Raw genomic sequence first — 16,604 nt, 5'->3', positions numbered from 1 at the left:
AATACTCCTTTACGCTTGTTGAAAGGGGTTAATTGCAAGCCAGTGCTTTTCTACGTATGCGATACACGAAGCCCGTGTATCAGGTCCATGCTGAATATCCCACCCCGATGGCACCTGATGTTGAGCAGGCCATAAACTGAACTCACCTTGTTGATTTTTTAAAACCTGAAAAGACAAACTTTCATTATCGAAAGGATTAATATAATTTTCCTGTAAGTTGCTCATGATATTGTTATCCTTGATGAAACAAATGGTTATAGTGAAAGAGTTTGTTGCAATGCCTTAAGCAAGTCAGTACGCCAATTCACGGCATCATGTCCGCCCTGAAAAGTGTGAAAGCTCACTTGATTGAATGATTGCAATTGTTGATAAAGCTGAAGGGCATCGTCCCGCATATCGGTTTCATACGTGCCGGCACTGATATAAATTCGAGTTGTTTTTGATAATTGATGAGATACGTTTTGAAGCAGTTCTAAAAGATTACCTTTATGTTTTTGCCCTAAAATACTGTTTGAAAAATCTGACCACCAATAAGATCCAGATTGCAAAATCAGGGAAGTAAAAATGGTCGGGAACAACAAAGTACTATGTAAAGCACATAAACCACCTAAACTTTGACCACATAACGTAATGTCTGTTTTAGAAATAAAAGAATATTCTTTTAAGAGTATTTCAATGAGTTCATCAACCAACGCCTGACTAAATGCATCATGGCAACCATAATCTTGTTGGCGTTGTTGACTATTTAAACTATGAACAAAAACATAAACTGCTGGACGAATCTTATTTGAATCAGACAAATGTTGAATTTCGGGCAGAATTGAAAGCTCTCGACTCCAGATTTGGCCATCAAGCAATATAACGAGAGGCAAGACTTCTTGAGTTGCTTGATGACTAATAAAAATGTCGACCAAATAGTCCTGTTGGCATAAGCGACTTGACCATTGAAATATCTTTGTAATTGGGCAATCGTCTATGAAAGCTTTTGTGTTTTCGAGTTGAATTTGATTGATGTATCGGGCCAGATGTCCCTTATAAAACTGATGTTGATTGAATGAGTCAATTTGAGAATTTTGTTTAAGCTGTGTTTGCCACCATGAGCGTCGTGTTGCCGCACAATCTGTTTCTGGCGCTTCTTCACTAGCGGTCACTACAACATAACTACCAGTCCAAGCTAAGGGCAGCTCTATTTCAAAGAAGTACACATTTGTTCCAGCTATATGGCTAAAACGATTCCACTTTTGATAGATAGAAGAGCTTTGTGAATAAATATCAATATAGACAAAGATACTTTCTTTAGGCTCAGGACCACGCCAAACAAAGGTACAGAGCGCTTTATTTTTTTGTAGGTTAACTAGCGGACTACCTATTTTTTTAACGGTATTCCACCAGACCTCACTCCCAACATTGAGTTGTTGAAATAGGGGATGTAAGGGATGAGAAAATGGCTTCATTTTGAGTCCATCTCGACAAGAAAGCGCGGTCAAATTAACAAAATGATTCTCATTAGTAAATGAAAACAATTATCATTATAATCAATAAAAAAAGACAGGTTTTATTAAAATTATTAAAAATCAATAAAATAAGTCTAATTCTTGGTTAATAAATAACTTGATTTAGATTGTAATCTTATGTTTGATATTTATCGCACTTGATAATAATGATAATTATTTGCAATTATGTCGCGGAATTTACTATTCGAGTCAAACTGGAGTAAAACATGAGCTCTACCATCGTAGTCACAGGTGCTGCAAGAGGTATTGGAGCTGCTATTACAAAAAAATTATTGCAGCAAGGGTATCAAGTGATCGGCATCGACCGACAGGAAAATCCCGGACAATGGGAAATCACACAAAAGATAGAAAGCAGTGAAATATCACGTTGGCATGGCTTTCAGCAAGATATTACTGATCAAGAAACAACAGCGAAGCTCATTACAGATATTTTAAACAAACATAGCGTAACGGGTTTAGTGAATGCGGCGGGCGTTTTGATTATGCGCTCTATGCTTGAAGCAAAAACAGAAGACTGGCAAACACTTTTCGCTGTAAATGTCATGGCACCCATCGCAATAAGTCAACAACTTGCCAAGCACTTTTGTGAAAAAAAGCAGGGAAGTATTGTCACGATTAGCTCGAACAGTTCACGTATGCCACGTATACAACTTGGCATGTATGCAACGAGTAAAGCTGCACTGAGCCATTACTGCCGTAATCTTGCGCTTGAAATCGCACCTCACCAAGTAAGGCTTAATATTGTTTCACCAGGCTCTACGCTAACTCAAATGCAGCAGCAGCTCTGGACAGATAATTCACCTCCGCCTGCGGTAATCGATGGAGATTTAAGCCAATACCGTACAGGCATTCCCTTAAGAAAATTAGCCCAGCCTGAAGATATTGCCAATACGGTCAGCTTTTTACTTTCTGATCAAGCTGCACAAATTACCATGCAAGAAATTGTGGTTGATGGAGGAGCCACTTTAGGCGTTTAAACATTTATTCATTACAACAAAATAACTGTATAAGGAGTTGCGAGATGTCGGCACAGCATCCGTATTTTATCCAACGAGAAAATTTTACTGAAAGCCGCGTTGCATTAGCCCAAGAAATTTTAAATTGTGGAAATGACGCAGGTTTTATTTTCACAACGCCAGAATACACCATCAATAGTCATCAAAAATTACGAGATATTCAAGTCGCTAAAAATAGCCTTTTAAAAGATTGGTTAGATGAAGCACGAGCTCAATTAGAACTTGCAATGAATGACGGTTATAAAGACGTCAAGATTATGGGTGGACTACCATTTTGCTCGGCAGCCGATGTCAATTTAATGCTGATGCAAAATGCAAAAATCTATCAGAAAGTACTCTATGCACAGTCTGATATTGATTTTGGTTCTTTATCTTTAGAAAAGGCGGACTATTTCCCTTTAGGTGAACATTACCAACAGCAAGTTGAGTATTTAGTTCAGCAGATGCAAGCAAAAAAACTTGATAAAGCTGTACTTGCTCGTATTTTACAACTTGAATTTGAACAAAATATTTCCGTCTCGGACTTATTTTATAACTTAGCTAAGCATAATCCCGAAGGCTATAACTATGCCGTCGCGAGGCATCCTCAAAGTGAAGGATGGTTTGTCGGTGCAAGCCCCGAACTTTTAATTGCAAAGCAAAATACAAGAATCTGGAGTAAACCGGTTGCTGGCACATTGGCTCGTGATGACGATCCAACCCTAGACCAAAACAACGGCAGAGCATTACTTGCTTCACAAAAAGATCAACATGAGCATGCACTCGTCATCGAAATGATTGCCGATGAGCTCACACCTTTTTGTAAGCAGTTAAAAGTACCTAAGCAACCATCACTCATTCGTACCAAACGCCTTTGGCACTTGGCATCACACATTACTGGCGAACTTAAGCAAGCCGATACACATGTTTTTGACTTAATTGAACGCTTGCACCCAACCCCTGCAATTTGTGGGGAGCCTAGTCCAATTGCGAAAGAACTAATTCAGCAACTTGAACCATTTAACCGTGAATTATTTGCAGGAACGATGGGCTGGGCAGATGAACAAGGTAATGGTGAATGGTCAGTGACCGTGCGCTGTGCTCGCATTTATCAAAATATTGCCCGTTTATTTGCTGGTGCAGGAATTGTTGAAGCCTCACGTCCACAAGCTGAACATGCCGAAACTGCTGCAAAGTTTCGTACCGTACTTGATGGCTTGCACATTTCACCAGACCAATTACCAAGATAAGGAATAAATAAATGACAACTAAGAATTATTTAGTTGGCGCTGTGCCATATCCAGCAGAATTTGCCATGGCTTACCGTAAAAAAGGCTATTGGATTGGGCAAAATCTGAGTGATTTCTTGCGTGAAAGTGCTCAAAAGTATGCACAAAATATTGCAGTATATGATGGGGATAAAGCTGTTAGTTATGAAGAATTTGATAACTTAGTTGACTGTTGTGCAAGCCATTTATATCAATATGGCTTACGTGCGGGTGATAAAGCCGTCGTACAAATGCCAAACCGCTACCAGTTTTATGTTCTATTTTTCGCACTGATTCGATTAGGCGCTTTACCTGTGATGTCTTTACCTGCACATCGCTATGCAGAACTCAGTAGTTTTTTTAAACAAACTCAAGCAAAAGCTTATTTCTGTGCTGATTTTGGTGCACAAAAATTTGACTACCGAGAGCTTGCCGAAAAGCTTCAGCAAACAGCACCTTGCTTAGAGCATGTATTTGTACTTGGTGACGTTGGTCATTTTGTTGCTATCGAAAACCTATTAAAAGAAACCTATATTTCAGATGAAGCCATCTCGCCAACTACAGCAGATCAAGTGGCTTTTTTACAGCTTTCAGGGGGCAGCACAGGTGTTCCGAAACTGATTCCACGTACCCATGACGACTATTTATATAGTGTGCGTGAGAGCGCCAAAATCTGCCAACTTAATCAGTCATCACGTTTACTGATGGTTTTACCCGCAGCACATAACTTTTCAATGAGCTCGGCTGGTTCTTTAGGTATTTTTTATGCTGGTGGCGCAGTGGTTTTAGGGACGGACCCAAGCCCTGAAACTGCATTCCCACTTATTAAAAAACATGGTGTGACAGATGCTTGTTTAGTTCCTGCATTGGTTCGACCATGGATGGATAAAGCGGCCAAAGATAAAGATCCAATATTATCAACTTTACGCTGTTTACAGGTTGGAGGAGCACGATTACCTGATGCTGTTGCCTTACGTTTAATTGATGAGTTTAAGGTTAATTTGCAACAGGTCTTTGGCATGGCTGAAGGACTTGTGAACTACACCCGTTTTGGCATGTCAAAAGAACAAATTATTCATACCCAAGGTTTAAAAATCTCGCCAGATGATGAAATTTTGGTGCTAGATGATCATGACCAACCCGTAGAAGCTGGAGAGATAGGGCATTTACTCACTCGTGGCCCCTATACCATTCGAGGCTATTACCAAGCACCGGAGCATAATGCTCGTTCTTTTACACCAGACGGTTTTTATCGCACAGGCGATTTAGTACGTATTCGCGAAGATGGCTGCATTGTTGTGGAAGGCCGTTCAAAAGAACAAATTAATCGTGCTGGTGAAAAAATTGCGACTGAAGAAGTGGAACAAGCGTTATTAACCCATCCACAAATCCGCTTGGCAGCACTGGTTGCTATGCCTGATGAGATTATGGGTGAAAAAAGCTGTGCCTTTATTGCATGGCAATCACAAACCGATGATCCAAGCCCAATTCGCCTTGCAATGTCAGTTCGTCAGCATCTTAAAGACTATGGTCTTGCTACCTACAAAATTCCCGATCGAGTGGAATTTATCGAACAGTTTCCATATACAGCCTTTGGAAAAATCGACAAAAAAAGATTACGTCAACAACTTGAAACTAAAATCAATGTTCTTGCTTAAATATAAAAAAGGAAAAATTTGATGAGTATTCCTAAAATTACGAGTTACAACATGCCTCAAGCCCATGAGTTTACACCCAATAAAACCCATTGGCAGTTACATACCAATCGCGCAGTGTTACTGGTCCATGACATGCAGCAGTATTTTTTAGATTTTTATGACCAAACTCAAGCGCCTATTCCAGAGCTTATTAAAAATACCAAAGAACTGATTGAAACCGCACGTAAATTTAATATTCCAGTGGTTTATACTGCACAGCCCGGTAATCAGACGCCTGAACATCGTCAACTATTAACTGATTTTTGGGGAACTGGTCTAAAAGATGATCCGTATATTACTCAAATTTTGCCGGAAATTACGCCTCAGAAAAATGATACCGTTTTAACAAAATGGCGTTATAGCGCATTTAAGTTTTCACCGCTTGAACAACTTATGCGTGAGTCAGGTCGTGATCAGCTCATTATTTGTGGTGTTTATGCCCATATTGGCTGTCTCATGAGTGCAGCAGAAGCATTTATGCTCAACATACAACCATTTTTATGTGGAGATGCACTCGCTGACTTTAGCCGTGAAGAACACGACATGGCATTAAAATATGCAAGTACACGTTGTGGGCAAGTTATGACAACTCAACAAGTGACTCGTGCTTGGGAACTAGAACAAGCAGCCTCGCCATTAACCCAAGCAGGGATTGTTCAAGCGGTAAGTGAGCAACTACAGATTCCAGCTTCAGACATTCAGTTAAATGATGATTTACTTATGCTTGGGCTTGATTCGGTACGACTCATGACATTAGTGGGTAAATGGCAGGCTTACGGTGCTCAGGTAAGCTTTGAAGATTTAGCAGAACAACCAACTTTAGAAGTATGGATTGAGAAACTAGTCGCTTAAATTTAAACAATAAAAAAGCAGATCATTGATCTGCTTTTTTTGTTCTATAAAGATGGATGATCTTTTCTATATTTAGATACGCGTCTAAACCAAACCCGTCCAAGCGACCATTGCAAAGCCGGTAAACTATGTACAAAAACAAAGAAAAACACCGTAAATACAGGCACCAGTAAAGTTCCTATAACTACACTGCCAAATACACTCATACCAATTTCATGGCGACTCACGGCACCAGCACCTGTAGCAACGACAAGGGGAATAACACCTGCACCAAAAGCTAAAGACGTCATTAAAATTGGACGTAAGCGTAAAGCTAAAGCCTCACACGCAGCAGTAACATAGCCTTTACCTTGTTTTATGGCTTTAGTTGCGAACTCCACAATTAAAATCGCGTTTTTACAAGATAAGCCAATACCCGTAAGTAACGCGATTTGGAAATACACATCATTTGGTAAGTTAAAGATTTGAGCAAATACAATAGTTCCGGTAATTCCTAGCGGAAGCCCAAGCAAAATAATAAGAGGCACTTTCCAGCTTTCATATAAAGCAGCTAAACATAAGAAAATAAATAAAATAGAGATAATGTATAAGAATAAGGCTTGCTGGCTCGATTGTTGCTCTTGTAACGAAAGGCCACTCCATGCGACATCTACACCAGATTGTTTGCTCACCATATCACTTAACTGTTGCATTGCCTGACCTGAGCTAAAGCCAGAACTAACATTTGCTTCAAGTTGTATTGCAGCAAGTCCCATAAATCTTGTTAGTGTTTCTGGGCCACCAGTCCACTCACTTTGACCAAAATGCGCAAGAGAAAGCATTCCACCTGTATTATTACGGACGTGCCAATAAGCTAAATCTTCAGGTTTAGAGCGAAATTCAGCATCACCTTGCATAATGATTCGTTTAATTTTGCCTCTTTCAACAAAATCTCCCACATAGTTTCCACCCCAAGCAGTCGATAAAGTTGAACGAATCGCTTGTTGATCAATCCCTAATATCTTGGCTTTATTCTGGTCGAGTTGAATAAAAACTTCAGCCTTATTTTCATCTACAAGCGGACTTAAATTTTCAAACGCAGGGTAATTGTGAGATTCTTTTTCTAAGGCTTTATATTGTTTAATGAGTTCATCACGTCCTTGACCATTTACATCTCTAAGCCAAAGTTCTAAGGCATCAGACTGACCTAAACCAGAAACACTTGCAGGCATACCTACCATGACTTTAGCCGGTAAATTTTTTTGCAAATAACTTTGCGCACGCTCACGTATAGCACTTGCAGTATTGGCTTCACCTTTACGTTCATTCCAATGTTTTAATGAAACAAACGCCATACCTAAGTTTGGACCGCTACCTGAAAAATTTTGTCCATTGACTACAAGTACGGTATTGATATTTTTGGCTTCATGTTCAAAGAAATAGTTATTAACCAGTTTACCTACTTCTTGCGTTTGGCTCATAGATGCACTGTTATGCAAACTATAAGGCACAGCCAATAAACCTTGATCTTCATTTGGAATAAAGCTCGTCGGTAAACCACGATAAATAATGATTAAAACAGCGACCAAAGCCAACACGACAAGACATGAAAGTGTTTTAAATTTGATTAAGCTTGTCGCTAAAAAACTAAAACCAACTTTAATTTTTTCAAGCAAAGTCTCAAGCTTCTGTCCCCATTTAGGTTTTTGAGTTTGTTTTTTTAGTAAGACAGCACACAAAGCAGGCGTAATAAACATGGCTACCAATAAAGATAACAACATCGCAGCCGCTAAGGTGATTGAAAACTGGCGGTAAATCATCCCCGTTGAACCACTAAAAAAAGCCATTGGGATAAATACGGCGGTTAGTACCAAGGTAATACCAATCAATGCACCGCTAATTTCCTGCATGGATGCCGAACATGCATCCCGAACACTTAATTGTTGTTCATGTATAAGCCGTTCAACATTTTCAACCACGACAATCGTGTCATCAACCAATAATCCGATTGCTAGAACTAGTGCAAACAGGGTAAGGGTGTTAATGCTCATTCCAGATAAATACAACACAACAAAAGTGCCGCAAATCACAATAGGAACAGTAATGGTGGGAATGAGCGTAGCACGCCAATTTTGCAAAAAGAGGTACATGACGATGACGACTAAAACTACTGCTTCAAGCAAAGTAATAATGACTTGTTTAATCGACTCTTCAATAAACGACGTATTGTCCCGTGGATAAACCACTTTATATCCAACGGGTAGGTGCTGCTTGAGCTGTTCAATTTTTGCTTTAATTAGAGCAGAGGTTTCAATTGCGTTCGCATCAGGACTCAATGAAATGCCCAAACCAGCAGAAGGGTAGCCGTTTAGCGTATTAATACTTTCATAGTTTTCAGCACCTAATTCAACTCTCGCCACATCTTTTAAATAAACCAAACTGCCATCTACATTAGCTTTAACGACAACCGATTTAAAATCATCGACTGTTTTTAACCGAGAACCAGCAGTAACTTTGGCATAAATATTCTGATCAGAAGCAGAAGGCATGGCACCAATTGAGCCCGCAGCAATTTGAGTATTGTAATCTTCAAGTGCCTGTTTAATATCACTCGGCATAAGTTGATAATTTCTAAGCTGATTTGGATTTAACCAAATACGCATTGCATAACTTGAACCAAACACATCCACTTCACCAATTCCTTGCAATTGTGAGAGGGGGTGTTCAAAGTGATTAACCATATAGTCTGATAAATCGATATTGCTGGCTTTACCTGTCTCATCGTATAGCCCCACAATTAACAGCATATCACCTGTGGTTTTCCAAATATTTACCCCTTGCCGTTGCACTTGCTCGGGGAGACGGTTTAATGCACTGTTAATGCGATTTTGTACTTGTAATTGTGCTTTATCGATATCCGTACCAATTTTAAAGTGAATATCAATACTACCCGTTCCCGAAGATTCACTATTTGAAGTGAAATAAAGTAAGTTATCCAGTCCTTTGATTTGTTGTTCTAAAATCTGCGTTACGCTTTCTTCAACTGTTTCGGCCGAAGCACCGCGGTAGTTAGCAACCACTCTAACGCTTGGAGGAGCAAGGTTTGGATAACGTTCAACTGGCATTGCCCGAATAGAGAAAAAACCAAAAATAAGAATAGTAATGGCAATGACAGATACAAAAATGGGGTGATAAATAAAAAATCGAGAGAGCATTGTTATGTCTACTTTAAGCTTGTTTTCAATAGGTTTTTAGGCATACCAAATTGCAATGTTAACTTTTTTAAACCAAACAAACAATAATGATTATCATTATATAAATAATAATTACTTTTATCTTGAACAATAAAAGTCATGGGGCTATCATGCTCGGCACATCATAAATGATAACAATTATCATATGGTAATCGTTATAAAGTATAAGGACCGATAAATGACATTAACGAAAAAGGCGCTGGTGGTCGCTCTCTCAACACTGCTTCCATTCGCAGTCCAAGCAAATACAGATATTGGGCAACAGGGCACAAATGAACCTGTTCAAAAACTTAAAACTATTGTGGTTTCTGCTGCTTTAAAAGAACAAGATGTAGATAAAGCACCCGCATCAATTAGTGTAATCACAAGTGAAGATATTGAAAGAAGTGCTGCGCTGAGCCTTGCCGATGTTTTACAAAAACAAGCTGGGGTTTATAACTATAACAGTGGCCAAGATAAAATCGTTATACGGGGAATGCTGAATACCTCGGGGAACTACACCTTAATTCTTTTAAACGGTAAACGCATGTCATCTAATGGCGCCATGTGGCGAGGTAATGACTTTGACTGGAGCGCAATTCCTTTAAATAGCATTGAGCGTGTTGAAGTGATTCGTGGGCCTATGTCATCACTCTATGGCGCAGATGCGATGGGCGGTGTCATTAACATCATTACTAAAAAAGCAGAAGATGGACAATTACATGGTTCTATTTTTGGTCAATATAACCGAGCAGACCGAGGCGATGGTAAAAACCAGTACCATTATGGATTTAACCTATATGGTGGTTTAACCGATAATTTAAGTTTCACTCTGGCAGGTGATGCCTATAACCGTGATGCGTGGTATAGAAAAGGCAAACCAGATCCGGACGGTGCATATTTTGTAGAAAAAGACACCAAGAATGTAAATGGTACTTTAAGTTGGAACATTAATGATCAGCAAACTCTAGATCTAGATTTGGGTTATAACAACGATAAGCGCCCACTTACACAAGATGCAGCGACATCCATTCAAGAATCTGAAATGAAGCGAACCAATGTAGGCATTGCTCACCGTGGTAAATGGGCTTGGGGTAAAACAGAAGCTTATATTGGTAAAGAAACAGCCAAAATTTATGACTATGATAGTGAGTACGATGCGCCGCAAAGCCGTCACTATAAACAAGAAAATTTAATTGGCCGTGCTTTTGCCAACTTTGACTGGCTCATGAATAACACGACTGCTGGTTTCGATTATAAAGATCAGAAAATTACAGATGTTGTAAGTTATATCGGGACTGGAAAGAATCAGCAAAAGAGCTACGGCATTTTTGTGCAAAACGATACCCATATTAATGATGCACTCACCCTAACATTAGGTGGTCGTTACGACGATTTTGATGACTTTGATGGTAAAACGACGGGTAAAGCCTATTTAGCCTATCAACTTGCTGAAGGAGTCATACTTAAAGGTGGTGTGGGACAAGCTTATAAAGTACCAGCACCTGCTCAGCTAGATATTAACTACTCAATGATTTCATGTGGTGGCAGCTGTCATATTCGAGGTAATCCAAACCTAGCGCCAGAAGAAAGTACCAACTATGAAGCATCCTTAATTGTGACCCGTCCAAACTGGAATGCTGGCGTTACGGTTTTCCAAAATGATGTAAAGAACTTGATTGAAGCCATTACCTTAAGTGATGGTGACCCGCGTTTAGTAGGTGATTTTAGAAAAATCTGGACCAATGTGAGCCGCGCAGAACTCAAAGGTGTGGAGCTTACAGGTGGATATGATTTCACTGACAATTTAGGTGTTAAGGCAAACGCAACTTATCTAGACGCGAAAAACAAAACTACAGGTAAAGACTTAACCGAACGACCAGAATGGCTTGCCAATGGCTCTATTTCTTGGGCACCAGTTCAAGACTTCCGTGTAAATGCAGGCGTGAGTTATGTCGGCAAACAAATGTACTCAGCGACTAAAGAATTACCAGCTTATACGACCTATGACGTCACGTTTACATCTCCTATTACGCCACGTTTAACACTGGACTACGGTGTAAAAAACCTGACCGATGTTGACTTGGAAGATAAAAACAAAACTTTTAATACCAAACTTTATGGCCGCAATTACTTTGTGAAAGCGACTTATAGTTTCTAAGTTAAATCTAGACTCAAAGCTTATTCATAGGGGAATAGGCTTTGAGCTTTTTAGTGAGTAAATATCCATAATTTTCAGGTAAATATAGACAAAATAATTTTTAAAACTTTCTATATTTCTAAACTTTAAGGTTAATTAACATGACGACAATATCAAAATCATTATTAAATGGACTACCGATAAAAAAATCGAGAATACAGGTTTTTGAAATTTTAAATCAGAACCCTCACGGCTTAAGTGCCGATAGTATTTATGCACAACTTAAAAATGAATATAAAATTACGCTAGGAACTATTTACCGAATTTTATCTGAATTTGAAAATCGTAAACTCGTCAAAAGAGTGTTTTTGGGAAAAAGTAAAAGTATTTATAAACTCAGAAAAGACAAAATGAGTTGTAATCTGATTTGCTTAAAAACAGCCGAAACTTCAAGCTTTGAACATGAAAAAGTGAAGGAACTATTGCACGAAGTTATGGATATTATTTTTGCAAATACTGGAGCAGACATCAGCAGTGTAGAACTTAATCTCTATACTGAATAAAGAATCCCTTCTAAATTTTCATATAAAAAAATAAAGGACAGCTTCTACTGTCCTTTATACGTCACTCAATCAATTACTTGATGACTTTAATTCGGGTCGTAGCCGGAATAATTAACGGTGAATTTTTAGCAACATAGCTCTCAAAGGCATCAATATCTTGACCACCACCAACACGGTTCTGACCATCCTTTAACACCGTAAAGTTGTCACCACCATCTGCTAAGAAGCTATTGACTGTTACACGGTATACCTTGGTGTCAACCAATGGGGAACCAGCAATCATAATATTGCTTGCTCTCGGTGAAACAGTTGTATTTGCTGAATATTGATAACTTAACTCTTTAGATGGTTGTAAAATTTTAGGTGAGCTTGCATTTCCACCAGTCCATTGCTGCTCAAGCACATCTCGAATTTGTTTACCGGTTAAGCTCAGCGTCACAATCGAATTACCAAAAGGTTGAACCGCAAAAATATCACCGAAGGTAATTTGGTTACTGCTGTTAATCAGTAGGTCGGCACGTACACCGCCTGGGTTCATGAGTGTAAAGTCTGAACCTTGGTCGCTTGCTTTAAGAGCAGAGGCTTGCTGTGCATCGGCAATCATATCGCCTAACGGACTTTCACCACTTTCGACTTGAGTACGGCTCACAACGGCAGTAGACGTTCCAACCACACGCCCAGAAATAGTAGTTACTGCTTGACGGTATTTGTCTAAAATCGCTTCGATACTTGGTGTCTTACTAAATTTTTGATAAAGATCTGTAAGGCTTACAGTGGTGGTACCTGAAGTATAGGCCTCACTTTGAACCGGAACTTGTTTAGCATCTTTTTTAATGATGTCGCCGGTTTTACCATCTAGCTCAATCTTAATATCGGTAATCAGTGTGCCATATTGACCAGCTGAAGTCAGTAAGAACGGTTTAGCCGGGTTTTTAGTTGCATAGTCACAAATATAAGATTGATGTGTGTGACCTGAAACAACAATATCAACTGCCGGATTTAAGCGATCTAAAATACCTAAAATAGGCCCACTTAAACCATCACATGTTTTTTGATTAAGCTTAGTACTTGGTGCTGCACCTTCATGGACTACCACCACAAATGCCTGAATGCCTTGTTTTTGTAGTTCAGGAATTAGGGCATTTACCGTATCGGCTTCATCACGAAACTCAACGTCTTTAATGCCCGCCGCAGATACAATACTTGGAGTCGCTTTAAGCGTTAAACCAATAAATGCAACCGGAATTCCGCCATAAGTTTTGACTTTATAGGCTGGAAAAATCGTTTTGCTTGCATCGTTTTTCATCGCGACGTTTGCTGCAAGGAAGTTAAATTTTGCACCACTAAAGTTTTTATTAATTTGGCAGGGTGCTGTGCTTGTATATTGTTGACAGCCACCATTTTGCAAACGACGTAATTCATCTGTACCGCGGTCAAACTCATGGTTACCCACTGCATTAAAGTCAATTTGAATATCATTCATGACATCAATGGTAGGTTCATCTAAAAATAGTGAAGAAGTCAGTGGGGAAGCGCTAATTAAGTCACCCGCTGAAACAACAGCATTATTAGGGTTTTGAGCTCTAAGTTTCTTAATTGCGTCTGCAAAGTAACTCACACCCCCAACTGGAATACGTACTGTCTGAGATGCATCATTTGGGTTAGCTGCGTCAACATAACGTTTAGGCGGTTCTAAATTTCCATGAAAGTCATTAAAAGCTAAAATATCGACAGTCTGGTTACTTCGTGGTGCAGATGTATTTGAATCACTGTCATTGTTATCATTACAACCGGCTAATAAAGCCATCGCCAGACATAAAGATGTTGTCTTAAACAATATATTTAAAGTCGTCATTTTTTATCAATTGGTGAATTAAGATGCATAAAAAATACGCATACTGTGTGAATATTTGATGAAAACTAAATCTTAATCAAAACCAGATGATCTTTAAAAAAATAATGCTAAGATGATGGTAGATAAGCATGATCAAAAGGAAATAGATAAGGCGCTAAAATAGATCTTAATTTTAAGGTTTTCATAAAAAATTCATGAATTTGCAATAAAACAGTTACAAAATGTCCGGTGAATAAAATCGGTTATACATTACTAAATTAATCTTTTTTATTCATGTTCACTTTTTATCAATTATAAGAGTCAAGAATGACATCATTACCTACTTTATCTAGCTCAAACCAGCATAATTTAGAGACATATATTAATAGAGAACTCTCTTTATTAGAGTTTCATAAACGAGTGCTTGCTCAGGCCAAAGATATTGAACACCCATTACTTGAACGTTTAAATTTTTTAATCATTTTTTCGCGTAATCTGGATGAGTTTTTCGAAATCCGTGTGGCAAGTTTAATCCAGAAAATTAGCTTAATGAGTCAAGCAACTGGGCCAGAAGGTTTGCCATTAGTAGAAGTATTAAAGCAAATTTCGAAAAATGCGCATGAAGCCGTTGAAGAGCAATATAACATTTTAAATTATACGTTGTTGCCACAGCTACAAGGTTATGGCGTTCACTTTATTCAGCACGGCGATATATTAGAAAAGCATAAAGACTGGATTAAAGAGTACTTTTTTAAAGAAGTACAACCTGTAGTTACTCCAATTAGTTTAGACCCTGCGCATCCATTTCCAAGATTGGTCAATAAAAGCCTTAATTTTATTGTGACTTTGGAAGGTAAAGACGCTTTCGGACGCCAAATTGATTTAGCTATTGTACCGGCACCGCGTTCGTTACCAAGACTTGTTAAAATTCCAGAACATATTTCTGGTGGTGCAGAGCATTACATTCTGCTCTCGGCTATTATTCATCAGCACATTTCCGATTTATTCCCCGGCATGAAAGCGACAGGCTGCCACCAATTTCGTGTAACCAGAAATGCCGATTTAACAGTTTCTGAAGATGTAGAAGACTTAGCTGCAGCTTTAAAGGGTGAATTGTCTTCACGCCGTTTTGGCCAAGCGGTTCGTTTGGAAGTAGCAAAAAAATGTCCTGAAGAAATTGCTAACTATTTATTAGAACAATTTGATTTAGATGCTGAACATCTTTATTACGTCGATGGTCCTGTCAACTTAGCCCGTTTTATTTCAAACTTTGATTTGCCAGATTTACGCTATAAACCGTATCAACAAGTTTTACCAAAACTTCTCTATAGCAAAAAGCCAATTTTTGATGTGTTAAAAGCAGGCGATGTTTTACTTCATCATCCATTTGACTCTTTTGCACCTGTTATCAAGTTCCTTCGTGAGGCTGCACAAGATCCAAATGTCTTGGCAATTAAACAAACCTTATACCGTAGTGGCGCCAACTCGGAAATTGTTCAACTTTTGGCAGAAGCTGCGCGTAATGGAAAAGAAGTTACTGCGGTCATTGAGTTACGGGCACGTTTTGACGAAGAATCAAATATTGAAGTAGCCAACGTATTGCAAGAAGCGGGCGCGGTTGTGGTGTATGGCATTGTTGGCTATAAAACTCACGCTAAAATGATTTTGGTCGTTCGCCGTGAACAAGACAAAATGAAAAGATATGTCCACTTAGGTACAGGCAACTATCATGCGGTGAATGCCAAAATTTATACCGATTTTGGCCTGCTTACCAGTGATGCTGAAATTTGTGAAGACGTACATAAGATTTTCCAAGAACTGACTGGTATGGGCAAAATGGCGAAGCTTAAAAAACTTTTTCATGCACCTTTTACCTTGCACTCTCAGTTGCTAGAGCTTATTGAGCAGGAAATTAAAAATCGTCTTGCTGGCAAGAAGGCACATATCATCATTAAAGTGAATGCACTCACTGAACCACAGCTCATTAGCGCACTTTATAAAGCTTCCCAAGCGGGTGTACAAATTGATTTAATTATTCGCTCAATTTGCTGTTTAAGACCACAAGTTGCAGGGTTGTCCGATAACATTCGAGTACGTTCAATTGTTGGACGCTATTTAGAACATACTCGGGTTTACTATTTTTATAATGATGGTGATACAAAAGTATTTTGCGCTAGTGCAGACTGGATGGAACGTAATTTGTTCTCGCGTATCGAAACCTGCTTCCCAATTGAAAGTAAAAAATTAAAGAAACAAGTGATTGAAGATGGGCTAAACAATTATCTAAAAGATAATCGTCAAGCGTGGGAGCTACAAGCCGATGGAACTTGGGTGCAATGTCAGCCTAAAGAGGGGCAAGAGCTTTATATTGCGCAGCAACACTTAATGAACTCAGCCGTGTAAAACATCCGTCATAGAAGAATATACATCTGCTATGGCCTTTTAATCACCTTTAATTGATAAGGAGTTATTAAAATTTGGACAAAAAACACAATTATCGAACAATATCTTGTACCAAGCTTATCTACA

11 protein-coding genes and 1 pseudogene are annotated in these 16,604 nt (G+C 38.8%); 8 read left to right on the top strand and 4 right to left on the bottom strand.

Going from position 1 to position 16,604, the window contains the following annotated elements; genetic code table 11:
* Positions 1-9: 9 nt before the first annotated feature.
* Positions 10-225 carry an MbtH family protein gene (locus ACH63V_RS09790; protein WP_005305165.1) on the bottom strand — a complete coding sequence of 72 codons (216 nt, stop codon included), beginning with the start codon at positions 223-225 and terminating at the stop codon, positions 10-12.
* A 29-nt stretch (positions 226-254) separates the two neighbouring features.
* A complete protein-coding gene (gene fes / locus ACH63V_RS09785) occupies positions 255-1,454 on the bottom strand; it encodes an enterochelin esterase (protein WP_396463383.1) in 1,200 nt (399 codons plus the stop codon).
* A gap of 266 nt (positions 1,455-1,720) precedes the next feature.
* On the opposite strand from fes, the gene ACH63V_RS09780 reads away from it, so the two are divergent.
* The 5 genes and pseudogenes from ACH63V_RS09780 (at position 1,721) to ACH63V_RS09760 (ending at position 6,326) form a co-directional block, all read left to right on the top strand.
* Positions 1,721-2,491 carry an SDR family oxidoreductase gene (locus tag ACH63V_RS09780; RefSeq protein ID WP_396463382.1) on the top strand — a complete coding sequence of 257 codons (771 nt, stop codon included), beginning with the start codon at positions 1,721-1,723 and terminating at the stop codon, positions 2,489-2,491.
* A gap of 44 nt (positions 2,492-2,535) precedes the next feature.
* On the top strand, positions 2,536-3,759 hold the full coding sequence (locus tag ACH63V_RS09775) for an isochorismate synthase MenF (protein ID WP_396463381.1): 1,224 nt from the start codon (positions 2,536-2,538) through the stop codon (positions 3,757-3,759).
* Between the two features lie 11 nt (positions 3,760-3,770).
* A complete protein-coding gene (locus tag ACH63V_RS09770) occupies positions 3,771-5,435 on the top strand; it encodes a (2,3-dihydroxybenzoyl)adenylate synthase (protein ID WP_396463380.1) in 1,665 nt (554 codons plus the stop codon).
* A 21-nt stretch (positions 5,436-5,456) separates the two neighbouring features.
* Positions 5,457-6,107, top strand: a pseudogene (locus ACH63V_RS09765) (isochorismatase family protein); the annotation flags it as partial.
* An 18-nt stretch (positions 6,108-6,125) separates the two neighbouring features.
* A complete protein-coding gene (locus ACH63V_RS09760) occupies positions 6,126-6,326 on the top strand; it encodes a phosphopantetheine-binding protein (RefSeq protein WP_373368118.1) in 201 nt (66 codons plus the stop codon).
* A gap of 44 nt (positions 6,327-6,370) precedes the next feature.
* On the opposite strand, the gene ACH63V_RS09755 is transcribed toward ACH63V_RS09760, so the two are convergent.
* Positions 6,371-9,520 carry a multidrug efflux RND transporter permease subunit gene (locus ACH63V_RS09755; protein ID WP_396463379.1) on the bottom strand — a complete coding sequence of 1,050 codons (3,150 nt, stop codon included), beginning with the start codon at positions 9,518-9,520 and terminating at the stop codon, positions 6,371-6,373.
* 217 nt (positions 9,521-9,737) lie between these two features.
* On the opposite strand from ACH63V_RS09755, the gene ACH63V_RS09750 reads away from it, so the two are divergent.
* Together ACH63V_RS09750 and ACH63V_RS09745 are read left to right on the top strand one after the other, a co-directional pair.
* The gene (locus ACH63V_RS09750; RefSeq protein ID WP_396463378.1) at positions 9,738-11,699 is read left to right on the top strand and encodes a TonB-dependent receptor plug domain-containing protein; all 1,962 of its coding nucleotides are present in this window, start codon (positions 9,738-9,740) and stop codon (positions 11,697-11,699) included.
* A 140-nt stretch (positions 11,700-11,839) separates the two neighbouring features.
* Positions 11,840-12,241: a transcriptional repressor gene (locus tag ACH63V_RS09745; protein ID WP_077163922.1), complete on the top strand. Its 402-nt coding sequence runs from the start codon at positions 11,840-11,842 to the stop codon at positions 12,239-12,241.
* Positions 12,242-12,314: 73 nt separating this feature from the next.
* Here the strand turns inward: ACH63V_RS09745 and ACH63V_RS09740 are convergent, their stop codons facing one another.
* A complete protein-coding gene (locus ACH63V_RS09740; RefSeq protein WP_396463377.1) occupies positions 12,315-14,096 on the bottom strand; it encodes a bifunctional metallophosphatase/5'-nucleotidase in 1,782 nt (593 codons plus the stop codon).
* Positions 14,097-14,402: 306 nt separating this feature from the next.
* On the opposite strand from ACH63V_RS09740, the gene ppk1 reads away from it, so the two are divergent.
* Entirely contained in the window at positions 14,403-16,478 is a 2,076-nt protein-coding gene (gene ppk1, locus ACH63V_RS09735) for a polyphosphate kinase 1 (RefSeq protein WP_396463376.1), read from the top strand.
* The last annotated feature ends 126 nt before the right edge of the window (positions 16,479-16,604 follow it).

The sequence above is a fragment of the Acinetobacter sp. ABJ-A23_2 genome, assembly GCF_044538765.1.
In the GTDB taxonomy this organism is placed as follows: Bacteria; Pseudomonadota; Gammaproteobacteria; order Pseudomonadales; family Moraxellaceae; genus Acinetobacter; species Acinetobacter nosocomialis_A.
Note: the sequence above shows the minus strand (reverse complement) of the source record. Positions and strands in the feature narration are given on the sequence as shown.